The 24,563-nt window shown below is 59.4% G+C and carries 27 protein-coding genes; 6 read left to right on the forward strand and 21 right to left on the reverse strand.

What is annotated here, in order from left to right:
* Positions 1-35 precede the first annotated feature (35 nt).
* Positions 36-983 carry a chlorite dismutase family protein gene (locus VLY20_06135; protein HUK56219.1) on the reverse strand — a complete coding sequence of 316 codons (948 nt, stop codon included), beginning with the start codon at positions 981-983 and terminating at the stop codon, positions 36-38.
* Between the two features lie 238 nt (positions 984-1,221).
* Between VLY20_06135 and ileS the strand changes: the two genes are divergently transcribed.
* From ileS to VLY20_06155, 4 genes are all read left to right on the forward strand, one after another.
* A complete protein-coding gene (ileS, locus tag VLY20_06140; GenBank protein HUK56220.1) occupies positions 1,222-4,101 on the forward strand; it encodes an isoleucine--tRNA ligase in 2,880 nt (959 codons plus the stop codon).
* 1 nt (position 4,102) lies between these two features.
* Entirely contained in the window at positions 4,103-4,654 is a 552-nt protein-coding gene (gene lspA / locus VLY20_06145; GenBank protein ID HUK56221.1) for a signal peptidase II, read from the forward strand.
* Positions 4,647-5,621: an RluA family pseudouridine synthase gene (locus tag VLY20_06150; protein ID HUK56222.1), complete on the forward strand. Its 975-nt coding sequence runs from the start codon at positions 4,647-4,649 to the stop codon at positions 5,619-5,621. The genes lspA and VLY20_06150 overlap by 8 nt, the downstream gene beginning before the upstream one ends.
* 101 nt (positions 5,622-5,722) lie before the next feature.
* Entirely contained in the window at positions 5,723-5,953 is a 231-nt protein-coding gene (locus VLY20_06155; GenBank protein HUK56223.1) for a helix-turn-helix transcriptional regulator, read from the forward strand.
* 64 nt (positions 5,954-6,017) lie between these two features.
* On the opposite strand, the gene VLY20_06160 is transcribed toward VLY20_06155, so the two are convergent.
* The 18 genes from VLY20_06160 to VLY20_06245 form a co-directional block, all read right to left on the reverse strand.
* Complete coding sequence (locus tag VLY20_06160) at positions 6,018-7,451, reverse strand: hypothetical protein (GenBank protein ID HUK56224.1); 1,434 nt, start codon at positions 7,449-7,451, stop codon at positions 6,018-6,020.
* 116 nt (positions 7,452-7,567) lie between these two features.
* Positions 7,568-8,194 carry a V-type ATP synthase subunit D gene (locus VLY20_06165; protein ID HUK56225.1) on the reverse strand — a complete coding sequence of 209 codons (627 nt, stop codon included), beginning with the start codon at positions 8,192-8,194 and terminating at the stop codon, positions 7,568-7,570.
* 32 nt (positions 8,195-8,226) lie between these two features.
* Positions 8,227-9,603 (reverse strand): V-type ATP synthase subunit B, encoded by a 1,377-nt coding sequence (locus VLY20_06170; GenBank protein ID HUK56226.1) that lies wholly within the window; start codon positions 9,601-9,603, stop codon positions 8,227-8,229.
* Entirely contained in the window at positions 9,603-11,387 is a 1,785-nt protein-coding gene (locus VLY20_06175) for a V-type ATP synthase subunit A (protein ID HUK56227.1), read from the reverse strand. Before VLY20_06175 ends, VLY20_06170 begins: the two co-directional genes overlap by 1 nt.
* A 23-nt stretch (positions 11,388-11,410) precedes the next feature.
* Positions 11,411-11,740 (reverse strand): V-type ATP synthase subunit F, encoded by a 330-nt coding sequence (locus VLY20_06180; protein ID HUK56228.1) that lies wholly within the window; start codon positions 11,738-11,740, stop codon positions 11,411-11,413.
* The gene (locus VLY20_06185; protein HUK56229.1) at positions 11,740-12,816 is read right to left on the reverse strand and encodes a V-type ATPase subunit; all 1,077 of its coding nucleotides are present in this window, start codon (positions 12,814-12,816) and stop codon (positions 11,740-11,742) included. The genes VLY20_06180 and VLY20_06185 overlap by 1 nt, the downstream gene beginning before the upstream one ends.
* Before the next feature lie 9 nt (positions 12,817-12,825).
* The gene (locus VLY20_06190) at positions 12,826-13,428 is read right to left on the reverse strand and encodes a V-type ATP synthase subunit E (GenBank protein HUK56230.1); all 603 of its coding nucleotides are present in this window, start codon (positions 13,426-13,428) and stop codon (positions 12,826-12,828) included.
* 6 nt (positions 13,429-13,434) lie between these two features.
* Positions 13,435-13,653 carry an ATPase gene (locus VLY20_06195; GenBank protein HUK56231.1) on the reverse strand — a complete coding sequence of 73 codons (219 nt, stop codon included), beginning with the start codon at positions 13,651-13,653 and terminating at the stop codon, positions 13,435-13,437.
* Between the two features lie 2 nt (positions 13,654-13,655).
* On the reverse strand, positions 13,656-15,572 hold the full coding sequence (locus VLY20_06200; protein HUK56232.1) for a V-type ATPase 116kDa subunit family protein: 1,917 nt from the start codon (positions 15,570-15,572) through the stop codon (positions 13,656-13,658).
* A gap of 19 nt (positions 15,573-15,591) precedes the next feature.
* A complete protein-coding gene (locus VLY20_06205) occupies positions 15,592-15,891 on the reverse strand; it encodes a hypothetical protein (protein ID HUK56233.1) in 300 nt (99 codons plus the stop codon).
* 109 nt (positions 15,892-16,000) lie between these two features.
* Positions 16,001-16,444, reverse strand: a complete 444-nt coding sequence (locus VLY20_06210; GenBank protein ID HUK56234.1) for a DUF4149 domain-containing protein — start codon at positions 16,442-16,444, stop codon at positions 16,001-16,003.
* A 30-nt stretch (positions 16,445-16,474) separates the two neighbouring features.
* Complete coding sequence (gene moaA / locus VLY20_06215; GenBank protein ID HUK56235.1) at positions 16,475-17,470, reverse strand: GTP 3',8-cyclase MoaA; 996 nt, start codon at positions 17,468-17,470, stop codon at positions 16,475-16,477.
* Positions 17,467-17,673 carry a twin-arginine translocase TatA/TatE family subunit gene (gene tatA, locus VLY20_06220; protein ID HUK56236.1) on the reverse strand — a complete coding sequence of 69 codons (207 nt, stop codon included), beginning with the start codon at positions 17,671-17,673 and terminating at the stop codon, positions 17,467-17,469. Before tatA ends, moaA begins: the two co-directional genes overlap by 4 nt.
* A 38-nt stretch (positions 17,674-17,711) precedes the next feature.
* Positions 17,712-18,188, reverse strand: coding sequence for a cyclic nucleotide-binding domain-containing protein (locus tag VLY20_06225; GenBank protein HUK56237.1), 477 nt, complete (start codon positions 18,186-18,188; stop codon positions 17,712-17,714).
* Between the two features lie 111 nt (positions 18,189-18,299).
* Positions 18,300-19,496: a trypsin-like peptidase domain-containing protein gene (locus tag VLY20_06230; GenBank protein ID HUK56238.1), complete on the reverse strand. Its 1,197-nt coding sequence runs from the start codon at positions 19,494-19,496 to the stop codon at positions 18,300-18,302.
* 2 nt (positions 19,497-19,498) lie between these two features.
* Positions 19,499-20,215, reverse strand: a complete 717-nt coding sequence (locus VLY20_06235; protein ID HUK56239.1) for a gamma-glutamyl-gamma-aminobutyrate hydrolase family protein — start codon at positions 20,213-20,215, stop codon at positions 19,499-19,501.
* Positions 20,216-20,336: 121 nt separating this feature from the next.
* Positions 20,337-21,146 (reverse strand): hypothetical protein, encoded by an 810-nt coding sequence (locus VLY20_06240; GenBank protein ID HUK56240.1) that lies wholly within the window; start codon positions 21,144-21,146, stop codon positions 20,337-20,339.
* A gap of 16 nt (positions 21,147-21,162) precedes the next feature.
* A complete protein-coding gene (locus tag VLY20_06245; protein HUK56241.1) occupies positions 21,163-21,783 on the reverse strand; it encodes a hypothetical protein in 621 nt (206 codons plus the stop codon).
* A 237-nt stretch (positions 21,784-22,020) separates the two neighbouring features.
* On the opposite strand from VLY20_06245, the gene VLY20_06250 reads away from it, so the two are divergent.
* Positions 22,021-22,815: an OmpA family protein gene (locus tag VLY20_06250; protein HUK56242.1), complete on the forward strand. Its 795-nt coding sequence runs from the start codon at positions 22,021-22,023 to the stop codon at positions 22,813-22,815.
* 49 nt (positions 22,816-22,864) lie between these two features.
* Here the strand turns inward: VLY20_06250 and VLY20_06255 are convergent, their stop codons facing one another.
* Positions 22,865-23,323, reverse strand: a complete 459-nt coding sequence (locus VLY20_06255) for a hypothetical protein (GenBank protein ID HUK56243.1) — start codon at positions 23,321-23,323, stop codon at positions 22,865-22,867.
* Positions 23,324-23,416: 93 nt separating this feature from the next.
* Here VLY20_06255 and VLY20_06260 point away from each other — a divergent pair, with 93 nt between their 5' ends.
* On the forward strand, positions 23,417-23,992 hold the full coding sequence (locus tag VLY20_06260) for a hypothetical protein (protein ID HUK56244.1): 576 nt from the start codon (positions 23,417-23,419) through the stop codon (positions 23,990-23,992).
* A gap of 111 nt (positions 23,993-24,103) precedes the next feature.
* On the opposite strand, the gene VLY20_06265 is transcribed toward VLY20_06260, so the two are convergent.
* Positions 24,104-24,563: hypothetical protein (locus tag VLY20_06265; protein HUK56245.1), on the reverse strand; the 460-nt coding region annotated here is incomplete at its 5' end.

The raw sequence follows: 24,563 nt of genomic DNA on the forward strand, positions 1-24,563 counted from the left end.
TCTTCGCCTAAATGAATTCCTTTAACCGGCGCGGCCTATCCCCCGAGCAGCTCCAGCGTTTCTTTAAGACCCCGGTTCACGCAGGTGAAAATCGGCGTATCGCGCTGGGTGTAGAGCCGTCCCTGGGTTTCGCGGAGATCCATCAGCAGATTGAGGAAATCCTCCGGTTTGTCCGTCTCAAACGCCAGCGCAAACTCCTGATCGTCCAGCCCGAACGAGTAGGTCGTGTTCAACTTAACCGAGGGATACTTGTTGCCGACGATGATATGCTCGTCCATCATTCCCTGACGCGTGTGCTTTGTCAAAAGGTACCACTCGGGGGTCTTCACGAACGGATACATAAAGAGGTACTTGGCCTTGCCGGGGATGATGCGCAAGCGCTGCTCTTCGTGCTCCGGATTGATTTTATCCACGTAGATCGAGCGCTTGGTGATGGCAAGGTACGAATACGGCGTCGTTAAATAATTCCCAAGCTTTGTGGCGAAAAGCTTGGCGGTGAACTCCTGCATGTACTCGAGCGAGTAACCGATCCGCCACATCATGAAATCCACATCGCCCCGCGTGCCCATGGTGGAATAGGTCATCACCATGAACTGCTTCCGGTCCTTGGTGTATTCTTCCACGACCTGGCTGAACTCTTTCTTGCCCTGTTCCCGTTCGGACTGTGGAAGCCGTCTCCAAAGCGGATCGACCTTGTAGAAGAGAAAGCTGACGTATTGCTGGGCCGCCGGGCGTTTCGGCGCCGTCTGGGTTTCTTCCTGGGCCTGCGCGGCCGGAGCTCCCCCCTGCTCCCGCGCCGACTTGGCTTGAGCCACGACGGACGGATCGATCATGGTAATGCCCCGGCTCTTGGCAAATTCCTCCACGCCGCGCATGGCCGATTTTCGCACGATGAACGGCACGTTTTGCATCTGAGCCCGGCCTTCCTCCGTCCATTCCGGCTGAACGGGCGCCGCGGTCTTGATCTCTTCATGGTCGCTCATGGAATCCTCCCTTACTCCCTATTGTATGAGTTCAGAATTACAGGAATTCAGAGCAAAAGAACTCTCATATATTATAGGATGAGTTAATCCATAAATATACTAATTCGACCCGACTTGTCAATTTTTTTCTGAGTCCGGAATCCGACTAGTCGGGCTTTCTTGACAAGGTCCGTCGAGGATGTTACTATCAAAAAATTCCAAACGTTTAGATGAGTTAGCGAATTTAAATCCAAAAATCATGGACTACAAACCGACCCTCAACCTCCCCAAAACCGATTTTCCCATGAAGGCCAACCTGAGCCAAAAGGAGCCCCAATGTCTGGCCCAATGGTCCGCCTCGGGCGGACGGGACGGGCTTTACGAGCGTCTCCAAGAGAAAAACCGGGATCGTTCGCGCTACATCCTTCATGACGGCCCGCCGTATGCGAACGGGCGGATCCATATCGGCCATGCCCTCAACAAGATCCTGAAAGACTTCGTGGTCAAGTCGAAGGCCATGGAAGGATTTGCGACGCCCTTTGTTCCGGGCTGGGACTGCCACGGACTCCCGATCGAGCACCAGGTCTTAAAAGATCTCGGACCGAGAAAACAGGGCATGAGTCAGACCGAGATCCGAAGGCTCTGCCGTGAATACGCACAGAAATACATTGAGATCCAGCGGGACGAATTTAAGCGGCTCGGCGTACTGGGCGATTGGGAGCATCCCTATCTGACGATGAACCCGGCTTACGAGGCCGCGATCGTCCGCGAATTCGGGAAAGTGGTTGAAACCGGCGCGGTCTACCGCGCGAAGAAACCGGTGCTCTGGTGTCCCAACGACGAAACGGCCCTGGCCGAGGCCGAGGTGGAATACGAAGACCACACCTCGCCGTCCATCTATGTGAAGTTTCCGTTTGTCATGTCCCCTCAGGAGCTTTCAAAACTTTGGGAGATTTCACTGGGGCCCAATGTCAGGCAGGTCTCGGCAGTTATTTGGACCACCACTCCTTGGACGCTGCCTGCTAATCAAGCCGTCTGCGCTCATCCTGCATATGATTATGCGTTTGTGGAAGTCGGCGACCAGGCATTTGTGATCGCGGAGAAACTTGTTGATTCATTCGTGAAGGCTTGTGGGTTATCAGGATTTTCTGTTCATGCGGCCAAAAGGCGAGGTAATCGTATCCAGGGATTGCGTTGTCGGCGACCATTCTCTGAAGAGCTTTCCCCAGTTGTTTCCGGTAATTTCGTCACTCTAGATCAGGGCACCGGCTGCGTCCACATCGCGCCGGGTCATGGCCAGGAAGACTATGAGCTATCGTTGAGCAATCCTTTGCTCAAAGTTTTTGCTCCGGTGGATGACCGGGGACGTTTTACGGATGAGGTGCCGGAGTTTCGGGGCCTCAAGGTCTTTGAAGCCAACCCGCTCATCACACAAAAGTTAAAAGAGAAAGGCCTCCTTCTTAATAAAGTTGATGACAAACAGACGCACACCTACCCCCACTGCTGGCGCTGCAAGAAGCCGGTGATCTTTCGCGCGACTGAGCAATGGTTCATCTCGATGGAGACGAAGGAACTGCGTCGGCGCGCGCTGGAGGCGATCGACCGGAACGTGAACTGGATTCCCAAATGGGGGCGGGACCGAATCTACGGAATGATCGAGAACCGTCCGGACTGGTGCATCTCCCGTCAGCGGGCATGGGGCGTGCCGATTGTCGCCTTCACTTGTCAGGACTGCAAAAAGATTCTTTACATCGACGATCCTGAAAAATACGCCGGGATCATCCGGCACGTCGCGGAGCGAATGGAACGCGAAGGCGGAAGCGACATCTGGTTCACAAAAACGGCCGAGGAACTTCTTCCGAATGGAACGGCCTGTCCGAAATGCAAAAGCGGCCGGTTTTCCAAGGAGAACGACATTCTGGACGTCTGGTTTGAGTCGGGCGTCAGCCACGCCGCCGTGCTCAAAACGAGACCGGAATTGAAATGGCCGGCCGATCTTTACCTCGAAGGCTCGGACCAGCACCGCGGCTGGTTTCACAGCGCGCTCCTGACGGCTCTCCTGACGGAAGGACAAGCGCCTTACAAATCCGTCCTGACCCACGGCTTCGTCGTTGACGGCGCCGGCAAGAAGATGTCCAAATCGGCCGGCAACGTGGTCGCGCCCCAGGAGGTGATCGAGAAACACGGGGCCGAGATCCTGCGGCTCTGGATCGCCGCGACCGATTTTCGCGAAGACGTCCGAATCTCGCAGGAGATTCTGTCCCATTTGATTGAAGCCTATCGGAAGATCCGCAACACCGGCCGCTTTCTTCTGAGCAATCTGTACGACTACGACCCGAAACGTGACGCGGTTCCGGATGAGAATCTGTTTGAAATCGACCGATGGGCGCTGCACCGGCTCCAGGGGCTGATCCGGCGCGTGCGGCAGGGCTACGCCCAGTTCGAATTCCACACGGTGTTTCATTCCCTTAATAATTTCTGCGCCGTGGACCTGAGCGCCATCTACCTGGACATCCTGAAAGACCGGCTTTATTCCGATCCGGCCGCTTCGACTTCCCGCCGGGCGGCCCAACGGGTGCTGTTCGAAACCCTGACGGTATTGACCCGGCTCATGGCCCCGGTCCTCTCCTTCACGGCGGAAGAGATCTGGAATCACATTCCCCGCGGGACCGCCGCGGCGGTCGGGCTTCGGGACGAGGACAGCGTTCACCTGGGCTCGTTTCCCACGGTGAGAGAGGCCGCCGTCGATGCAACGCTGGAAGCCCGGTGGGAAAAGCTCCTTGCCGTCCGCGAAGAAGTGGCCAAGTCGCTGGAGGCCAAACGAAACGAGAAGGCGATCGGAGCGTCCCAGGATGCTCGGGTCCGGCTGTGGGCGTCGGGAGACCTGTACGACTTTTTATTGAAATACGAACCCCAACTGGCCGCGGTTTTCATCGTGTCGAAAGCGGAGGTGAGACCTTTCGAAAGCCGGAACCCGAACGACGCGGCGTTCGTCAGCGGCCTCCTCCCGTCTTTTGCCGTAACCGTCGCGCGATCCGACGATCCCAAATGCGCGCGCTGCTGGTTCTACCGCGACACCGTAGGTAAAAATCCCCGGCAACCCCAGCTCTGCGCCCGCTGCGCGGAGGCGGTTGGCTGAAATGGCGCTCAAGGCCGCCTTCAAGACCGTCAAGGAAGATCCGCGGCGGTATCTCTTCCTGGCCGGGGTGGTCGGGACGATTTTCATCCTGGATCAGACCACGAAGGCCCTGATCCAGCGAACCATGCGACTGCACGAGTCCATTCCGGTCGTCGATCGGCTTTTCAGCCTCACCTACATCCGCAACGCCGGGGCGGCCTTCGGACTTTTCGCCGATCACGGCAACGCGCTCCGGATGGCTTTCTTTGTGACGATCTCGGTCGCGGCCGTTCTTTTTCTATTGACGTTCTTCGCGAAGATCCCGAAAGAGGCCCGGCTGGGCCGACTGTCCGTCGCCATGGTCATGGGCGGCGCCCTAGGGAACCTGATCGATCGGATCCGATTCGGCGAGGTGGTCGACTTCCTGGATTTTTATGTCGGCTCGTATCACTGGCCGGCTTTCAACGTGGCCGATTCCTGCATCAGCGTCGGCGTCACCCTCCTGATCTGGTACTTCATCCGGGAGGAACAGCGGGCCAAATCGTCGAAGCACCCTCCCTCCGTTCATGTCTAAAGAAGGTAGATACCCAGCCCCTATAACAGACCGCATCGTTTCTCGGGATATCATCGTCGCCCCCAAGTTCGCCTCCGAGCGGCTGGACCATTATCTGATCCGGCAGCAGGTGCACGCCTCCCGCACCTATCTTCAGCGACTCGTCCGGGACGGCGAAATTCGCGTGAACGACCGGGAGGTCAAGCCCAATTATAAGGTCCGTCCGGGAGACCGCGTGACCTGCCGCGTGCCGACCCCGGTCCCCCTGGAAATAACGGCCGAGCCGATCCCGCTGGACGTGCTTTACGAAGACGCCGGTCTTCTGGTGCTGAACAAACCGGCGGGCCTGGTAATGCATCCCGCGCCGGGACATTACACCGGGACCCTCGTCCACGCCCTTTTGGCCCATTGTAAAAACCTTTCCGGGATCGGCGGCCGGCAACGGCCGGGCCTGGTCCATCGGCTTGACAAAGACACCTCCGGCGTCATCGTCGTGGCCAAGACCGACGCCGCCCACCGGTCGCTTTCCCGGCAGTTTAAAGACCATTCCATTGAACGGACGTATCAGGCCGTCGTGGCGGGCCGTCTGCCGAAGAACGGAGGGATGATCGACCTGGCCATCGGTCGGGATCGATGGGAACGGAAAAAGATTTCCCATCGGACCTCCAGGCCCCGCGAGGCCCGGACGGCGTATCGCGTCCTCGAACGCTTCAAGACCGCCACGCGGGTCGAAGTCCGTCCCCAGACGGGGCGCACCCACCAGATCCGCGTGCATTTCGCGTCCCTCGGCCACCCGGTTCTGGGCGACCGGGTCTATGGGGGACGGTCGGTGATTCCGGCCGCGGCCACCGCGGCCCGTCAGATGCTCCATGCCGAACGGTTGGGATTTGTTCATCCGCAAAGACGGGAGTACGTCGAGTACTCCGCCCCCCTTCCTCCCGACATGGAGCGCGTGATTGAAGCCCTTCGCGCGGATAAACAACCTTGACTTTGACGACTATACGGCGGTATACTCCATATTGAACTTTCTATTTTTGATCTCATCCTGTTAAGGAATTACGAAACTCCAACCGGCAAGGGGGATATGACATGAAGCGCGTATCGAAGACGCACGTGGGGCAGCGGATCCGCGCGATCCGCGGGAAAATGAATCAAACCGACTTCGCCAAGATCATCGGGGTGCGCAAACAAAATTACGTGAGCCGGTACGAACACGGCCGGATTCCCAACCCGGAACTTCTGGTTCGCATCGCCAATCACGGGAAGGTCACGGTGGATTGGCTCTTAACCGGTCGAGGCAAGGGGCCGAAATCCCGTTAAAACACCCAGCCCCGTAAAACGATCTTACGGGGCCGGGGTCCTTTCCTTCTAAGTCGTTCCTTCCCTAAAAGGCAAAGTCAAACGCGAGCAGCGCGGTCTGTCCGACCTGATTGCCGCCCGCGGCGTCCGTCTTCTTCGTCTGAAAATAGTTGTATTCGGCATGCAAGGTGGTGTCGACCCGCGTCGAGATGTTGAAGTTGTACCGCGCCATGACGGTGTGTGAATTCACGTCGTTAAAGCTCTTGGCAAACGCGGGGTCGCCCTGACGGCTGTTGCGGACAATATCATACCGGTAGATGAACAGCCACGCGGGAATCTGAACGGGATTGTAATCCAGTTCCGCGAAGCCTCCGTTCCAGACCGCGTTCTGGGCCCCCGCGATTCCCTGCGAGGAAAACAGCTCTTTGTTGTCGTTCGCATGCATGTAGGCCCCGAAGATATTCAGCTGATTTAACGCGGTCACGCTGACATCCCCTCCGATGCGGGAAAACGCCTGGCCGTCCGACGCGATCGCCCCGCAACCGCTCGGCCCGGAGGGCGACGCCGCGCAGACGGAATTCGGCGCCGTGGGCGCCTTGCCGTACGCTCCGAAGACCCCGACCCGTTGACCGGAGACAATCCCGTAGCCGCCGAAGGATTGAGTGACGTGCCCGTAGAAATTGAGCCGATGACCTCCGCCGGTGGCATCGGCGTTGACATCGCTGTTGGAAAGCGCGTTTAACGAATACCGGAAAAAACCGTCGCCGGGAGTGGCCTTGATTCCCGCCAGCTCCAACCCCGGATGATTATCGCCGATGCCGAAATCGTTGGGATCGGCATAGCCCTGGGTCGGGAGAAGCCCGGGATTGGCCAACAACGTCGTATAGGGCGTTCCGGCCACATAATGGTACATCACAAACGGGGTGTTGAGCGTCGGGCTGCGTTTCTCGCTGAACGGGAGGTCCAGCTCGTACTTCCCCACCCTCATGTTCAAGAGATAATCACTGTGGAAGAGATTGTCCACCTTCAGGAAGGCCGATTCCAGATCGCTGTCGTCCAGGCTGCTCCCGGAGCCGAATCCGGCGCTTCCCAGGCCCGGAGTAAAAACGACGCCGAAACTGATATCCCGGGCCAGGGTGCCGAAACTCAGGACATCCAGGCCGGTGAACCCGAACCCCCCGCTGGAAATGTTCGCCGTCGGATCACCCGGAGTCCCGTCGCCCGCCTTGTGGAGGCTGGAATACTGATAGCCCACCGTGGTCCGGAACGCGACCGGCCAGTACCCGTTCGTCAAGCCTTCCGAGGTCGGCAGATCCTGTTCGCCCAGAAGCTGATAACCGCGGTCACGGAACAGGTTCCCGAAGTCGCTCAATTTTGGAAAGGACGGCACATGGCAGACGCTGCAGGGGAGATTGTATTTCCGGGCAAAGGCCGGGATCGCGAGGGCCTGTTTGGGCGTAAGCGGTATCGTAAGTAAGAAGGCAAGACCGGCGAACAAACCGAGAAGGATCCGTTGCATTGAAACCTCCTTGTTGATGGTAACGCTGAACGAGTCTAGAACCTCCATCGACTTAGAATCCGGTCGACCTCTAAAATAAAACTATATCACTCATTTACAAAATGTCAATACTATAATTAGTATACCAATGGTTTTTCCTTGAACCGCTTCATCCGGAAAGTCTCCTCCCGCTCCCGCTCCTCCAGGGCAAAGCGGATCGTCCGGATCTGGTAACGCAATTCCGGCAGGACGATCTCGGTGAGGGCGTTGATCCGGCGCGTTGTTTTCTTGATCTCTTCGCCGATCTTCTTCAGTCGCATCTCGACCGAAATGATCTTGAGAATCTGGTCCAGCACCTTTTCAAAATCGCGCGCCGCCGTGTTCGTGTAACCGGAAACGCTCGGCACGGCGTACCCTCGCGCGTCGGCGGAGCGGACGACGCTCCGGCACTGGATTTCCGGAAACGTAACGCCCCAAACATTCCGTTCGACCAGCTCAAACGGGATGTCCCGCCGGGCCGCGAAGGCGGCCGATTCAACGACGGCCCGGCCGTCCAGCCCGAGGGCCACGGCCAGGGAGTTCATGGCCCCCTCCATCATCCGCCGAAGAAGATCCCGCGAGGCGACCACGGTGTCCATCGCCGAGAAAAATTCGCGGACCAGCGCCTCACGCTTGCTGCGCAGAAGATCCAGCCCCTTCCGGGTCGATCCCACCCGGGCTTTCAGGATCAGGAGGTTCATTCGCGTCGGACTGGTTTTCTGCATTCACACCCCCGCTTCGGGATGACCGGAAACCGTCACCCTTTATAAAAGCGCTGGACAAACTCGGGCTTGATCCGCGTGAGCCGTTCCTTGGGAAGAAGGCCCAAAAGCGACCACCCCAGGTCCAGGGTCTGCTCCAGGCGGCGCTCCTCCCCGCCCTGGCTCACGAATTCCCGCTCGAACCGCTCGGCGAATTGAAGCAGCCGCTTGTCCGATTCGGTCAAGCCCTCTTCGCCGACGATGGCGGCCAGACGGCGGAGATCCCGTCCCTGGGCGTAGAAGGCGTACAGCTGGTCCGCCACGCCGCGGTGGTCCGCCCGGGTTTTCCCCTCGCCGATCCCCAGATTCATCAGGCGCGACAGGCTCGGCAGAACGTCGATCGGCGGATAAATCCCCTTTCGGTGAAGATCCCGCGACAGGACGATCTGGCCTTCGGTGATGTAACCCGTGAGATCGGGAATCGGGTGGGTGATGTCGTCGTCGGGCATCGTCAAAATGGGCAGCTGCGTCACCGAGCCGGGAAGTCCTTTGATCCGTCCGGCCCGCTCGTAGATCATGGCCAAATCCGTATACATATACCCGGGATACCCCCGGCGACCCGGAATCTCCTCGCGCGCCGTGGCGATCTCGCGGAGCGCCTCGCAGTAATTGGTGATGTCCGTGAGGATGACCAGGACATGACGGTTGCGGGTGAAGGCGAGATACTCGGCCGCGGTCAGGGCGAATCGCGGCGTCAGGAGCCTCTCGATCGTGGGATCGTCGGCCAGGTTTAAAAACACGACGGTGTGCTCCGACACCCCGCTCTTTTCAAACTCCTCCAGGAAGAACGAGGCTTCGCGGAAAGTAATGCCCATCGCGGCGAAAACGATGGCGAACTCGGCCTCCTCGCCGATCACCTTGGCCTGCCGGAGGATCTGGGCCGCGATTTCTTTCGCCGGCAGACCGGATCCCGAGAAAATCGGCAGTTTCTGCCCGCGCACCAACGTGTTCAGCCCGTCGACGGTGGAGAGCCCGGTCTGGATGAAATGCCCGGGCTTGTCGCGCGCGACGGGATTGATCGGACTGCCGATGATTCCGACCCACCGCTCCGGAATAATCTCCGGCAGGCCGTCGATCGGCTCGCCCACCCCGTTGAAACGACGGCCCAGAATGTCCGGCGAAAGTCCCATCCGGGCGACGTTCTCGGAGAACCGGAGCCGCGTGCCGGTGGTGCTGATGCCGGCGGTGGCCTCCAGCACCTGGATCACGGCATGCCGGTCCGAAATCTCGATCACCTGACCCCGGCGTTCCCGGCCGTCGGGCAAAAGGATCGCGACCATCTCGCCGACGGAGACCCGGCGGACCTTCTCCACAAACAGCAGCGGGCCGCTGACGGAATGAAGGGTGCCGTATTCCCGGGTCAGATAATCCATCAGCCGGTTTCCCGCTTGCGTTCCTGGTCCATTCGAGCCATTAATTCCTTCGCCCGATCGACGAACCCGGTCGCCGGGATCTCTTTCATCCGTCCGAGCTCTTCCCGGATCGGAAGACCGAAGATCTCCTCCACCGGCCGGCCTTTTTTCTGGAGGTCCTGACAGAGAAGCTCAAAGTCGAAGATCACCTTGAGCATCCAGTACTGCTTTTCCATCGGACAGGAAGCGTCCGTCTCCGAGAACGCGTGCTGTCGGAGAAAATCCTCCCGAAGCACGCGGCCGAGTTCCAGCGTGATCCGTTGCGGCTCCTGCAGGGCGTCGATGCCGACCAGTTGAACGATCTCCTGGAGTTCCTCTTCCTGTTGCAACAGCGCCATCATCCGTTTACGGAGGCCGGACCAGTCGGGCGCGACCGACCGCCGGTAATAGTCCTCCAACGAATCCATGTAAAGCGAGTAGCTGCGTTTCCAGTCGATGGCCGGGAAATGCCGCCGGTGGGCCAGGTCGGAGTCCAGGGCCCATAATGTCCCGGCCACGCGCATCGAACACTGCGTCACCGGTTCGGAGAAATCGCCCCCGGGCGGGGAGATCGCCGAAACCACGGTAATGGATCCCTGACGCTCGCCCGATCCCAGACAGGCCGCGCGTCCCCCGCGCTCGTAGAAATTGGCCAGCCGCGTGGCCAGATACGTGGGGTATCCCTCTTCCCCCGGCATCTCCTCCAGCCTCGAAGAAATCTCCCGCAGCGCCTCGGCCCATCGAGAAGTGGAATCGGCCATGAGGGCGACGCGATATCCCATGTCGCGATAATACTCGGCGATCGTGATCCCGGTGTAGATCGAGGCCTCGCGGGCCGCCACCGGCATGTTGGAGGTGTTGATCACCAAAACGGTCCGCTCCATCAGCGGGCGGCCCGAGACCGGGTCCGTCAGCTCCGGGAAATCGGCCAGGACTTCGGTCATCTCATTGCCCCGCTCGCCGCAGCCCACGTATATAATGATGTCGGCCTGCGCGTGCTTGGCCAGGGTCTGCTCGACCACCGTCTTGCCGGTTCCAAAGCCGCCCGGCACGATCGCCGTGCCGCCGGCCGCCACGGGAAACAGAAGATCGAAGATCCGCTGGCCGGTGATGAACGGCAGCGTGGGAGAGAGACGTTCACGGAACGGACGCGGGGTGCGCACGGGCCAGTTCTGCATCAACGTCAGCGGCGTTCCGTTATCGAGCGCGGCGATCGTGTCCGTCACCCGGAACGAGCCTTCATGGATCTCGGTCACCTTCCCGGAAACGGCGGGCGGAACCAACACGCGGTGCTCGATTCGCGGCGTCTCGGCAATGGTGCCGATCACGTCCCCGCCGGAAACGGACTCGCCGGATTTCACGGTCGGGACAAACGGCCACTGTTTGGCGCGAGGGAGAGCGGGAACGACGACGCCGCGGCCGATAAAGTTCCCTTCCTCTTGTCGGATCACGTCCAGCGGCCGTTGCACACCGTCGAAGATCGATCCGAGCAGGCCCGGGCCGAGCTCCGCCAGCAGCGGTTCCCCCGCATCGATCACCGCCTCCCCGAGCGAAAGCCCGGTCGTGTCCTCGTACACCTGGATCGTGGCGCGATCGCCCTCCAACCGGATCACTTCGCCCAGAAGGCCGGTTTCGCCCACGATCACGCGATTGTACATCCGGGTCCCGATCATACCCGCCGCCACCACCGTGGGGCCCGAGACTTGGCTGATGACCCCTCTGAGCGGTTCCCGGTTTGAAGCCGGCCGCTCCCGCTTCTTATCCATGCAGGCCCCTCTCCATGCCGCCTCTATTTCCGGATCCGGATCTGGTAGCCGATGGCCCTGCGGATCAGCCGGGCCGCGTACTCCTCCGGCGGCACCGCTTCCCGCCAGATCTTGACCGTCGGAATCGGCAGAAACAACGGCTCGGTGCTGTGCTCGAGCCGCCGCTCCAATTTCTCCGGGAGCCGACGAACCATCTCCTCATCGAGGATCACAAGCCGTGCGTTCTTTTCCCTCAACAGTTCTTCGAGCCGCTCTTGCAACTCCTCCATGGTATCGGCCTTTCTCACCTCGACCCCGCTCAGACGAAAACCCAACGCGGTGTCCCGGTCGAGAACGGCCACAATGCGGTCCATCAAACCTCCATCGTCAGCAGGCCGAGAAGCGTGGGCTCCGGAAGATTCACCAGGCGGCCCCGGACAATCATCCGGAGGTTCATGAGTTCGTGGATTTTATCCCAAAGGAAAGCCATGACGACTCCGACGCCCAGGGGATCCGTCCGATGGATGCGGTGCGCCGTTCGAAGCGTCGCGCGCTCCAGTTGTTTTTCGACCCACGCGAGCGTTCCGAGCCCAGGGGGGGGTTCGCCCAACCCGGCCAACACCGGCCCGAAGCGCGTCGCCCGGACCCGCAGAAGGGCTTCGGCCAGACCGCCGGCTTCGAGCACTTTCACGAAATCCCCGTACGGGAAACTCGTTCCGCCGGGGAGGAAAAACCTTCCCCTTTCGAGAAAAACGGCTCGTTCATCGGCCATTTTCAAGGCCGTCATGAGATTGGTCTTGTCCGCGAGGTGGCCCAGGAACGCACGGAGGGACTTTTGATGGGTCGAACGCTCCGATTCAAGGATCCATCCGTCGGCGTCGATCCGGCCGGGCTGCCGGAAATAGAATCGGTCCAGCGCGAGTTCCAAGAGATAGAGATCCCGCGCCTCATGGTAATCCCGCAGGGCCTCCGTCAACGGCGCGGCATGCGGGCTCCGCCAGGTCAGGAGGAGATCGACGACGGCCCGGAGCGACGGCTGCTTGGCCAGCTCCCTGAGCGCGGGCTCATCGTAGGTGGCCGTGGGGATCAGGGAACGGACGATCTCTTCCGGCGGCAGGAGGATCTGTTTTCCCCTGAGAATCGTCTTGAGGTTATAGAGGTCCCAATACGCCAACAGCATCTCCACCCAGACCCGGGGTTCATCGCCGGACATCCGAAGGAGTTTGGTGAGAGTCGCGCTGAAATCCCGTCGGAGCCCTTCCTCGATCTTGACCGGATCCGCCTCCGCTTCCCCTGCCGCCTCGATGGCCGGCCCATAGGGGCCGTTCAGCAGGGCGGCCAGGATCGCCGGGAAATCCGGAAGGACGATCAATTCCTCATAGGCTCTTCGCGTCAACAACCGGGATCGCATCGCACCCAGACGCGCGGCCAGGCAGTTAAAATCGGACATGATCGGCTTTCAACCCCTCGGATCGTTCTCAAACAAGACCCGATTCGCCTCAACCAACAAGTCCGATCGGGCTTTGAGAAGTCTGGACCGCAATGTGTTCCGGATCACGACCCGGTACTCTCCGTCGGACAACTCAAACCCTCCGTACGGATCTTCTCCCGTCCCCGCCATCGGCTCAAAACGGAAAGCTCCGTTTCCGACCAACGACTTGAGCAACGGGAGGGTTTTGGAATCGGCCCGGATGACGATCTCCCCTTCCGGCCATTCCGGCCGGGTTTCACTTAACAGTCTCTCCAATACCATCGGATATCTTTTTTCGGATGCCACGGCCTTGAGTTTCTCTTCCAATCGGCCGAAAACTTCCCGCATCAGATCCGACCGGACCCGGGCCCATTCAAGGCGGGCCTCCCGCCGCGCGCGATTCAACAGCCGGGTTCGTTCCTGATCCAGATCCCGGGCGATCGAGTCCTGAAACTCCCGTTCCAATCGATCGCATTGGCGCATCGCGTCCTCGATGATTTGCCGGGCCTGTTCCCGGGCCGCCGTCAACGCCCCCTCTTTCTTGAGTTCGGTTCCCCGCCGGAGATCCCCGATCAGTTCTTCGTAACCCATGCCGTCTCACTTCAAGGTGAAAAGAATCAGGATCGCGATGGTAAAGCCGAAGATCACGAGCGTTTCCGGAATCACCAGGAGGATGATCGCTGTTCCAAACGATTCCGGTTTTTCGAGAATGGCCCCGACCGCCGCCGCCCCGATTCGGGCCTGGGCCATACCGGTCGCGAGGGCCGTCAAGCCGATCGCCAACCCCGCCCCGATCGCAATGAGTCCGATCTCCATAATCACGCGCTCCTTTCATGGTGTAGTTTTTTAAAGGGCTTGTACTCAAGACCTCCGCCTTGGAAAAAGTTCTCAAAAAATTCGACGTAATGCAAGCGCAGCGACTGGATCGTGGGCGAGATGATTCCGAAGATCAGATTCAGAGCGTGGAGGATGCTTGCGATCAGGATTCCCAGCACAACGTTTCCGACCAGCCCCCCCAATTTGTTGGCGGCAAAGGCCAGCGCCACCGAAGCCACGCCGATGCCCATCAACCGGAGGTAGGACAGGATATTCACCAGATTGTGGATTTCCATCGCAGCCGCCGCACCTCCGCGGATGATCATCAACGCAACGCTGGCCAAGGCCAATATCAGCCCCGCCGTCACGGCGGACTTGGGAAGAAACCCGACGATCCCGGTCGCCGTCAGAAGAAAGCCCACCATCAGCCCAAGGCTGCTGAATTTCACCCAGATCTCCCGACGATTCCCGTGTTTGACGGCCGTGAAGATCCCCAGTCCGATGCCGAGCAGGATATGAACCACGCCGACGGCCAGGGCCAGATAAAGATTCTGCAGGAAGCCGCCCATACGGTTCATCAGAATCGGACGGAGGCCCAGCTGCTCGCCCAGATCGCCGAAGAACTCGCCGTACAAGACGCCCCAGAGGATCGAAGAGACGGACGCCGCGGTAAAAATAGAGGCAAAGTCCTCGACAAAAACATTGCCGCGAAAACGCTTCCGGACGATCGCGGCCGCGATCAGCAGAAGCGCGCCGTAGCCGATGTCGCCGATGATCATCCCGAAAAACAACGGGAAGAAGATCGCGATGTACGGCGTCGGATCGATCGTCCCGTATTTGGGCAGAGGGAGGATCCGCGTGAACTGTTCAAACGGCCGCAGGAAGCGGGGGTTGTCCAAAAAAACCGGTATCCGTTCCCGTTCCCGTTCATCGACATGAACCGGGTCAATCACCACACGGCCCTCCCATTGATCGGCCAGATGGCGTCGCAAGCCCTCGAGGTCCCGGCTGGGCACCCAGCCGTAGATCACAAAGGTCATCTTTGTCTCATAGAAAGAGGCCGAGATCAGGATTTCGCTGATCTTGTTCTCAAGCCAGGACCGGAGTTCCGCCAGCGACCCGTACCACCGTGCGGACAAGGCCGCGAGCTCCCGATCCACCTCCTTAATCCGCCGGGGCAGCTCCCGGCGTTTATGCAGGATGATTTTGAACGCTTCGCCCAGCGGCTTGTTCGTGACGGAGGAAGGCAGCCGCAGTTCGCCGATATCCTCATCCAACAGCAACCGCTTCACCCGGGCGTATCCGTCCTTCGGAAAGACAAGAAGCGCGGCCAGGACTTCGTCGTCCACCGGGGCATAAAAGATCTCGTACTGGTTCTGGGTCATCCGAGCCATCGCCTGTTCCAGAAGCGGGATCACGTCCTTTTCTTTGATCCGGATGGCGATGCCCAGGTAATCCAAATCCCGGCTTTCCCGGACTTGGGAGATCAGCGGCGAGAGGACCTGAAGGATTTTTTCATACCGTTCCAGGATCGACAGCTCATCCGTGTAGACCTTCTTCTTTGCGACGAGCCGATCCAGACGCGCGGCCAGCGATTCGATCTTGACCCCGGCCTCCTTGAAAAAACGGTCCGTCGCTCCGGACGGCGCGCCGACCGGAGCCGGCCAGGATTCCCCCGACGGCGCGGGGAGAAGCAGCAGGATCTTTTTCACCTGTTCAAGAAAGATCTCCAGGGTTTCTTTATCGTGGAGGGTGGGAGCCGCGATCGAAAACCGCCGGAGAAGGATCTCATCGATCTTTTGAACGTCCGGCGGCCGGGATTCGACATGGATCCGGCCGAAGCCGTGGAGAAAATCGGTGACCTGGGGGAGAAGCCCTTTCGGCCCCATGATCCGGATCTTGGTCATCTTCACAACCATGCCGACACTCCCTTCCGCGTCAGAACGGGAGAAGGCGTTTGAGCAATTGTTCGACGACTTCGGGAATCTTGGTTGCCGCCGATTCCTGCACTCGGCGGGCCTGTTCGCGGGCCTCTTCAACGATGCGCTGGGCTTCCTGGCGGATTTCCAGCAACTGCCGCGCAAGCAGCGACTCGCGCCGGTCCGCGCATTCCTGTTTTTTCATCCGTAGAATATCGGCCGCCTTGGATTGAGCCTGCTCGCGCATGGAGCGCGCCTCGGCCTCCGCTTCCCGGAGAACCCGATCGGCGTCCCGCTCCGTTTCATGAATCCTGTGCAAGATATCCTGATCCTGGATCGGCCGATCGTCCATAAAGTGGGCCCTATCTTACTCGTATCCGATGAAAACTGTCAATTGGGGAGGCCGCGCGGCTCGCCGATCGATCCGTTCAGGCCCTGGCAATAAGAACGGCCAGATAAATCACGCCCAAGGCCAACACGAGATTAATCCGAGCCAGCCAAGGAACCAGTCGCCGCAGACGCGAGGATGGAGGGTCTTCCGCCGCCGGCCGCGAGGTAAGCAAAGGTCCCAGGATAAAATCGTGGAGGGCGCTCAGGACAATCATGACGGCGACCAGCGAGAGTTTGAGCATGAGGAGGCGGCCGATCAGCGTATCCCATTGGAGCTGGAGATGGACGACGTTCAGAAAACCCGTGAACAGCAATACCATGACGGCGATCCAGCCCACGCCTTTGGCCGCGGTTCCCACCGTCCCGAGCAGCTCCCGGCGCGTGTCCTGGGGAAACCGCCGCAGCGCGGGGGCCAGGATAAGGCTGATAAAGATCATCCCGCCGATCCAGACGACCGCCGCAAGAATATGAAGCCAGACCACGATCCCCCAGGACAGAAACTCTCCGATGGGTCAGCCTCCGATGCCGGACATGGCGATCTGGTACACCGGTTCGGGATCTTCCGCGAAATGATTCCCGGCCGGTTTGCGGTAGGCCGTTTCGAGAATGAGGTTGGAAAGCTCGACGTCGCTCCAACCCTGCCGCAGGGGAGTCTTCAGGTCCACCCCGTCCTCGTGGGCGAGGCAGAGTTGAAGGCGACCGCGGGACGACAGTCTTAAGCGGTTGCAGGTGGAGCAGAACCGCTCGCTCACCGGACTGACGATCCCGATCCGGGCCGGCGTTCCCGCGATCCGGAATTCCCGGGCCGTGGAGCCGTTTTGAAACGGCAGCGGGATCAAGGGATATCTCCGCTCGATGCTTTGTTGTATCTCCGCCGCCGAAACGAAACGATCGCGGTTCCCGATCCCGACAGACCCCAGCGGCATCACCTCCAGGAACCGATGCGTCACGCCCTTGGAGACCGCGAACTCGACCAACCCGGGCAGCTCATCGTCATTGATCCCCCGCAGGACCACGGTGTTGAGCTTCACCGGCGTCAGCCCGACCTTAAGAGCCCGGTCGATCCCCGCCAAAACGTCCGACAATCGGCCGCCGCGCGTGATTCGATGGAAGCGGTCCGGATCCAGGGAATCGAGGCTGATATTGATCCGGTTCAGACCGGCGGTTTTCAGTTCCCAAGCCGCCGGGGCGAGACGCGAGGCGTTGGTGGTCAGGGATAGATCCGCCCGTCTCCCGATTTCGCCGTCCCTGGCAAGCATCGCGACCAGAACGGGCAAGTCGCGTCGCACCAGCGGTTCCCCGCCCGTGATACGGACCTGTGTGATTCCCAAACGGCAAAGGATGCGAACAAGACGGCGAATCTCCTCAAACGTGAGGAGTTCGCTGCGGGCTTCTTGCGGCTCGCCCGCTTCCGGCATGCAATAAAGACAGCGCATGTCGCACCGATCGGTTACGGACAAGCGCAAATACGACATGGAACGGGAAAACCGGTCCACCAGACGGCTCATGTCGCGTTCTTTCCCTTCGAATCGTCTTTCGGCGGCTTGTCTTTATCAGGAAGGGAAGGCGGTTCGTGTTCCGACATGGATTTTCGGAATCCGCGGATGGCCTTGCCCAAACCTTCGCCGATCTCCGGCAGTTTTCCCACGCCGAAAATCAACAGAACGATCACCAGGATGACCAGCAACTCCGGCATGCCGATTCCGAACATGCTTCACCTCAACGCCGATGGATTTTTGGGGCAGCTTGTCATGCGCCGCTTTCCTCGCCCAGGATATAGTTCACCATGTGAAGAAACCGTTCGTTCATTTTTTGAAGGGCCGTGCTCAGCGTGAGCGCGATCACTTTCATGATCTTTTGTGTGATCACGGGATCGTTTTTCTCCAGACGGTCGTATTGATTCTTCGTCAGGACAAAGACCTTTACGTCCTGCGTCGCCCGCGCCAGGGCCGAATGGTTTCGTCCGGACAGAAAAGACAGCTCCCCGAAGAGACGCCCCTTCTTGAAGACCGCCAGGGTTTCCTGATACCAACCTTTCATGGTCTTGACCACTTCCACCTCACCCTCGACCAGCAGATATAAAGCCTTTCCTTCCTCCCCTTCATTGAAGATGATCTCCCCCTTTTTAAACGACTTCTCTTCCATGACCTCCGTTAATTTTTTTAATTCGTCCTCGGACAGTTCCTGGAAAAACGGGACCGTCTTCAGGTCCGCGACCTGGATCATCTGGGTCTCCTGTTTTATAGGGGCTTGACGAGACAATTATACGCCCCTTGATAGGACCCTTCAAGCGGAAAAGCGGGCCGGGAGGATCACCGATATAAGCGCCGCCGGAACTCACCGCGTGTTGGGGGAGGAGCCGCCGGGCACAACGCGTTCATCGCTTCGACCGGAAACCGGCGCCAGTGTACGCTCGCCGCCGAGATCGCCCGGGAGCACCGGTCGTTCCGGAAGGATGTATTCCACGTCCCGGGATTGCCCGTCCCGGTAGACCGACAAACGGACCTTCATGCCGACCTTCAAAGCGCGCATACCGTCGAGCAAGGCTTCCGGAGAGACCATCCGCACACCGTTCATGCCGGTGATGATGTCGCCGCCGAGCAGGAAAGACCGTCCGTTGATCACGACCTCCACTTGTCCACCCCGGAGCCCCGCCTTCTCCGCCGGACTCCCCGGCTCGATGACCTCCACCAGAAGGCCTGCGACCAACGGAATGCGGATAAGCTCTTGGAGGGATTCATCGACGAGCTGTCCATGAAAGCCGAGCCACGGGCGGATGACACGACCCTGCGTCATCAATGAAGGCTGTACCGTTTTGGCCAAATTGATCGGGACCGCAAACCCGATATTTTGGGCCTCCTCCATCATGGCCGTCGTGATCCCGATCACCTCGCCGCATCGGTTCAGAAGCGGGCCGCCGGAGTTGCCGGGGTTAATCGGCGTATCGGTCTGGATCATCGGCTCCATGAGCGAAAAAGGAGTCTCGGGCAGGATTCGGTTGACCGCGGAGACGATGCCTCGTGTCAAGGTCTGATCGAGCCCCAGGGGGTTTCCAATCGCCAGGACTTCCTCGCCGACGCGGACGCGATCGGAGTCGCCCAAGGTCGCCGCGGGCAGCTTGCCCGACGAGGGCGGCGGGATGCGCAGGAGGGCCAGGTCGAAAATCGGGTCTCCCCCCACAAGTTGAGCCGCAAGGCTCGTGCCGTCGTCCAGGGTCACCGTGATCACCTGGCGGTCGGATACCACGTGGAAGTTGGTCAGAATCAGTCCGGCCGGATCGATGATCACACCCGATCCCACGCTGTGGCTCACGCGGTCGAACGGTTGGTAGGGATTGACGGCCGTCGTGGCGATAAAAACAACGGACGGCGACACCCGATCAAAAATATCCGGAATGGATTCCGTGCAGCCGCCCGCCGGAGACCGCTCCGCGGCCGCGCTCGTTCGAACGGCGCTAAAGGCATTGACAACGAGAACGCCGGCCAGAAGCAACCTCCACGCGATAACCCTGGCACGCGGACCGCCGCGCTCCATCCTCATACTTGCGCCCGCTCTTTCAGCAAACCCGCCCACCGTGCAAACACCGCCCGTCCAAGGGCGTTAAGCCTCGGCAGATGCTTTCCGGCCTGCTGAAGGATCCGGCGACCGTTCAGACCCGATGCCGGAAGCTCGTCCTGAAACGTCTTCACCATGTCCTCGATGATTTGTTCGGTCACTTCCATGTGAAACAGAACCCCGTAGGACGAGCGGCCGTGGCGGAACGCCTGATGGGGGGTCCGTTCCGACGACGCCAGGGAAACCGCGCCGGAAGGCAGATCAAAAACATCGCCGTGCCAATGGTACGCTGTAAACGAGGGATCCAGGGCGGTCCAGACCGGATCCGTTTTTCCCTCCGGGGTCAACGTCACTCGATACCATCCGATCTCTTTTGTGGGCCCTTCCGCCACCACCGCACCCAACGCCGAGGCCAACAGCTGGCTGCCCAGACAGACTCCCAGAATCGGCTTGTCGTCCCGAAGCGCCTCTTCCATCAGCCGGATTTCTTGTCTTAAGAACGGATAGCGGTCCTGCTCATAGACCCCCATCGGCCCGCCCATGACGATCAGGCCGGACGATGTCTCCAAAGAATGCGGCACCGGCTGGCTTTCAAAGATGCGGACCGTTCGGATCGAAATATTTTCTTGGCGGAGAACCTCGGCAATCGTCCCGAGCGTTTCACAACGAACATGCTGTAACGCCAGGATCTCCGACATAAGGCTCCTTGCGGACCGCCCGCGTGATTCCGCCGGATTCCCGCCGGCTCCCGCCCGTCCCAATAAAGTATTCGTTCCTTGAAAGGCTTACTTTGGCGGCGGAGCAGATGCACCGTTTGATTTATTTGAACCGGAGGGTGTCGTTGGCGAGGATGTCCTCGCCCGCAATCATTCGCCCGATCGCCGTATCCTCGCCGACTTGATCGATCACGACCTCGCCCACGATCACCGGCGTGGGTTTCGGAATCTCACCCGTCTCGGGGTCATTGACCTTTTCCAGATAGGTCTGGACGTAGCCGGTCATGCCGACCACAAGGCCTTTGTTGGAACCCCCGTTCAAGGTCACGAGGTCGGCATTCTTACTGACGATTTTCATGTCGGGAACCCGGGGAACCGCTTTCGAAATCGATTCTCCGAGAGTAACGACGTCGTCCCGCGTGATCTCCATGGACCGGCGGCCCTGAAAGCTCAAGGTATGCTGGTCGGCGTACATGACGGCCTTGTTTCGGCTAAGAAGCCGAAGCTCCACCACGATCGTCTTATCGATCCGGGAAAATCGGGTGACGGTCCCCGAGACCACGCCGTCGATCATGCGCTTGTCCATCAAGCTTTGGATCGTCTCGCCGGCGTCCCGGGGCGAGAGTCCGCGAAGGGGCTCTCTCTCATAGAGATCCAGCCGACCCGTTTTGAACAGGACCGTTGTCAGGATGTCGGGAATCGTCTTCACCAGATCTCCGGCCTGACCGGTCTGGTCCGTGAAATCCATGACGGCCACCCGGAATTTGAAGTTTTCAATCGCCACATCCTGCCGCGGACGGAACGGCGCCGTCAACGGCGGAGGAACGATGACGCCGCAACCCCACGCCCACAGACCGCAGACGAAGAGGACGAGCCCTCTTCTCATGGCGCGTCGTTGTAAATCCGCTCCCATCCTCGGCTCCCGTTGATCATCTGATCCGCGACTTGGCCCATTCCCCGATATCGATCGGGTCGGCCAGCTCCGCGGACTTCTTGTAGGCCTCTTGCGCTTCCTTCGGTTTTTTCATCACCTCGTCGCAGTAACCCATCCAGGCATAGACCTGGGAGTAGGACCATCGACTGGTGAGCAGCGCGGTAAAGATCCGCATGGCTTTATCGCATTGACCCCGGCGCGCCGCGATCTCTGCAAGATAATAATAACCCTGGGCATCCAACCGCTGGGTGCTTAGGGCTTGTTGGACATAGGTCATCGCGGTCACAAGAGATTTCTCACGCGCTTGCGGACTTAAGCCCGGAAACGTCGACTCGACGATGTACGTGAAACCCGTGTTCAGGAGCGCATAGGGCTGGTCGGGCTTGATATCCAGGACCATTTGATAGCATGTGCGGGCCCGGAGGCCGTGAATTCCCCGAACCTGCGACCAGAGCTCCGGTGGAGTATGATCATCGGACTTTTCGCGCATCATGACGTCGCGATGAGCGTCGCCGCGCCTCAGCAGTTCCTTGACCGGTTGGTCTTTCTTACAATCGAGGGGATAGTCCGCCTCGCGAACCGGGGGAGGCGCGGCACAGGCCGTCAGTAAGATCATCAAGGACAGACTGAAGAGACAAAGCATCCTGAAGCAGGGCGTCAGGAATGGGCTTCTGGACTCCGACATCGACGGGATCACGCCTCTCCGCGCAAATTGGCGACATGGTAACATGCACAAAGCCGCATGTCAATTCACTCGTTTCGGGTTTGTTGGCCTTGCCATTCGCGAGCCCCTCCATTATAGTAGGGTTGTCATCCAATAGATAGTAAAGAATCCATTGCAAAGGAGTGGAATATGAATAAACGCTCTCGATCGCTTCTGGGCATATTCGCGCTGACGCTTTTCTGGACCGGCTGCGTCAGTCAGCAGAGTTATCAATCCGTGGTTCAACAGTTTGAAAGGGAGCGCCAACAAAACGAGCAGCTTCGGAAGGAGAATGATCAGCTCAAAGCGGACGCGGTGAAGATTAAGGAAGAGGCCGCCCGATTGACCGGAGACAATCAAAGTTTGTTGAAATCGGCCCAGGAAGATAAAACGAGGGCGGATGACCTCTCGGCCCAGATCGAAAATCTGTCCCGTGAGAACAAGGTTCTTTTAAAGAAAAAGGGCGTCCTCAGGCAACCGAATATGGCGTGGTCCAAAGGTATGGCGGACGCCTTTCAGAAAACCTTCCAGGAAGAAATCCGGAAGGGGGAGGCTCAGGTGAAACCGACGCAGGATCGACTGACCTTTATCCTTGCGGAATCTCTTTTATTTGATGAAGACGATGTGGAGATTACCCAAGAAGGCGAGGATGTTCTCGCTAAACTCGGCGAGGTCTTGTCCAAGGCCAAAGGCCGACAAATTGTGATCGGCAGCCATTTGGATGACGCCCCGATCGCCGCCTCGATGGCCCGGGATTTTCCAACGGCATGGGAGTTTACCGGAACGAGAGCCGTTGCGGTGGTCCGCTTCCTTCAGGAGGAGAGCAAGATCAACGGGAGAACGCTGACCGCGGCGGCCTACGGTTCAACCCGGCCGATCGCCGGCAATACGACCGATTCCGGCCGGGCGCAGAACCGACGTCTCGAGGTAACGTTGTTGCCTTAATCCATGGAGGGAGCTCTTCCGGAAGGACCGAAGACCTTCCCCGGCGGGATCAATTCCGCAGAACGACCTCGGCATCCACGAAGTGCTCGAAGGACCGGCCGGCCTGCATGCCCTCGATGTGATAGACCCCTTGAACGAGGGCGCGGTCGCCTTCGCGCACCTTCGGTATCGTGGGAATGTAAACCTGAACCGGTTTGACCTTTCCGGAGGATGCGGGCGAATCCTCTTCCAGGATGATCATCAAATATTCGCTCCCTCGACGGCCAAGCTGCATTTCCATGGATCGGACGCGGCCGGTCACCACAACCCGATGCCCGTCGTACTGTCCCGGTTTTTCAGCCAGGTCGCCCACGGTCACCAGCACCGGAAGCTCTTTGGCCGGCCCTTGGGCCGGAAGATCGTTCCCCAGCGTCAGCAAGAAGATGAGCAAAAAGAAACCGCTCAAGCCCCGTCGATACAAGGCTCGGAGGCGTTGTCCCTCGCTCAGACTCGACTGTGTTCGGATCACGGGAGACCCTTTTCAACGGGTTTGTCTTCTGCTAGAATAGTACAAATCCTGCGATTCAGCATTGAACAATCGGACGACCGGGTAGAAAGATCCATGACAACAAGAAGCATCCTGTTCCGGCATCTTGGAAGCTCCCTTATTGTAATATTATACACCTTCATCGCCGGTCCGGCGGCGCGCGCGGCGGAGATGGGAGGGGAAAGCGCGCATCCCGCGATCCTTCTCGCGCAGGAGTCGGGAAATTCGCAGTCCAACAGCAACATACTCGTCGAGCTCTTTCTCGGACCCGATCGTCGAAGCGACCTGGACGCGATCAAGAAGGGGCTGGAAGCCGTCTCCATAACCCGGATTCGGACCCAATTTTTCCGTCTTGGAAACCCGCCGGAGAACATCGCCATCGGGAATCATGTCCCGGCCGACGTGGCGAGGCTGGCCATCCATCTCGCCGTGACCTACAACCGAGGGGTCAAGTATCTCCTCCCGCAATACCGTTTCTTTCCGGACCACATCGCGATCGGGACCTCGGCCTTTGATGAGAAATCGCAGATCCCGATCCAACCGAAAGATCTTGAGCGGCTCTCCGATCCCAGCCTGACCACGCAACAATTCCATGCGCTCTACCGGCACTTGACCGGGGAAGACAAACAATTCCCAACGTATCTGAAATAAATCGTTCAGGCAGATCCCGGTTCATGACATTGATCCTTCTTCCCCAAACAAAAAAGGGCAGGGGGATTCGGACCACCCCCCCTGCCCTTGTGTTTTGATGAACACGGAACCTTAAGGATTCGGCTCCAGCATCGAGACCGGCACGGCGGTTTCTTTTTTCGGCGACTCGGCCGTGCGGCTCCCTCCCTCGCCGCTGTTCAGCGGAAGAATCCGATGATCTCCCACCGGAAGGACCCGCAGATAGCCCCACTGTCCGGCCTGGGCATAAGGCATCCGGTGGTTCTGCCAGACATAGTCCCCCGGAATACGGAACGGTCCTCCCGCCCCTTCTTTGATGTAGGCGTCGAGATACTCCGAACCGCCGAACTGCTGGCTGCTCATCATGTCGGCCCCCGGCATGTTCGGTTTTAACGGCCATTCATGACCCTCGATGCTGAAGATCTGGTTCTGCTCGTTGAAGGCCCCAAACACATGGATCCGAACCGGATCCCCCGCGTGCGCCAGGATCGTCGGCGTGGCCGGCTCCGCTTCCCCCGTCACGCACGCCGTGAACATATTCCCCGGCTCGCAG

This window comes from Nitrospiria bacterium (assembly GCA_035517655.1).
Lineage (GTDB): Bacteria > Nitrospirota > Nitrospiria > JACQBZ01 > JACQBZ01 > JACQBZ01.

Coding starts and splice junctions, on each gene's coding strand:
- moaA (HUK56235.1), bottom strand. CDS start 17,470: ATGAGCCGTCTGGTGGACCGGTTTTCCCGTTCCATGTCGTATTTGCGC.
- VLY20_06195 (HUK56231.1), bottom strand. CDS start 13,653: ATGGAGATCGGACTCATTGCGATCGGGGCGGGGTTGGCGATCGGCTTG.
- VLY20_06160 (HUK56224.1), bottom strand. CDS start 7,451: ATGCAACGGATCCTTCTCGGTTTGTTCGCCGGTCTTGCCTTCTTACTT.
- VLY20_06155 (HUK56223.1), top strand. CDS start 5,723: ATGAAGCGCGTATCGAAGACGCACGTGGGGCAGCGGATCCGCGCGATC.
- VLY20_06200 (HUK56232.1), bottom strand. CDS start 15,572: ATGGTTGTGAAGATGACCAAGATCCGGATCATGGGGCCGAAAGGGCTT.
- tatA (HUK56236.1), bottom strand. CDS start 17,673: ATGTTCGGAATCGGCATGCCGGAGTTGCTGGTCATCCTGGTGATCGTT.
- VLY20_06135 (HUK56219.1), bottom strand. CDS start 983: ATGAGCGACCATGAAGAGATCAAGACCGCGGCGCCCGTTCAGCCGGAA.
- VLY20_06165 (HUK56225.1), bottom strand. CDS start 8,194: ATGCAGAAAACCAGTCCGACGCGAATGAACCTCCTGATCCTGAAAGCC.
- VLY20_06175 (HUK56227.1), bottom strand. CDS start 11,387: ATGGATAAGAAGCGGGAGCGGCCGGCTTCAAACCGGGAACCGCTCAGA.
- VLY20_06170 (HUK56226.1), bottom strand. CDS start 9,603: ATGGATTATCTGACCCGGGAATACGGCACCCTTCATTCCGTCAGCGGC.
- VLY20_06185 (HUK56229.1), bottom strand. CDS start 12,816: ATGTCCGATTTTAACTGCCTGGCCGCGCGTCTGGGTGCGATGCGATCC.
- VLY20_06150 (HUK56222.1), top strand. CDS start 4,647: ATGTCTAAAGAAGGTAGATACCCAGCCCCTATAACAGACCGCATCGTT.
- VLY20_06260 (HUK56244.1), top strand. CDS start 23,417: ATGACAACAAGAAGCATCCTGTTCCGGCATCTTGGAAGCTCCCTTATT.
- VLY20_06190 (HUK56230.1), bottom strand. CDS start 13,428: ATGGGTTACGAAGAACTGATCGGGGATCTCCGGCGGGGAACCGAACTC.
- lspA (HUK56221.1), top strand. CDS start 4,103: ATGGCGCTCAAGGCCGCCTTCAAGACCGTCAAGGAAGATCCGCGGCGG.
- VLY20_06225 (HUK56237.1), bottom strand. CDS start 18,188: ATGATCCAGGTCGCGGACCTGAAGACGGTCCCGTTTTTCCAGGAACTG.
- VLY20_06230 (HUK56238.1), bottom strand. CDS start 19,496: ATGGAGCGCGGCGGTCCGCGTGCCAGGGTTATCGCGTGGAGGTTGCTT.
- VLY20_06245 (HUK56241.1), bottom strand. CDS start 21,783: ATGATCTTACTGACGGCCTGTGCCGCGCCTCCCCCGGTTCGCGAGGCG.
- ileS (HUK56220.1), top strand. CDS start 1,222: ATGGACTACAAACCGACCCTCAACCTCCCCAAAACCGATTTTCCCATG.
- VLY20_06180 (HUK56228.1), bottom strand. CDS start 11,740: ATGGACCGCATTGTGGCCGTTCTCGACCGGGACACCGCGTTGGGTTTT.
- VLY20_06250 (HUK56242.1), top strand. CDS start 22,021: ATGAATAAACGCTCTCGATCGCTTCTGGGCATATTCGCGCTGACGCTT.
- VLY20_06235 (HUK56239.1), bottom strand. CDS start 20,215: ATGTCGGAGATCCTGGCGTTACAGCATGTTCGTTGTGAAACGCTCGGG.
- VLY20_06240 (HUK56240.1), bottom strand. CDS start 21,146: ATGGGAGCGGATTTACAACGACGCGCCATGAGAAGAGGGCTCGTCCTC.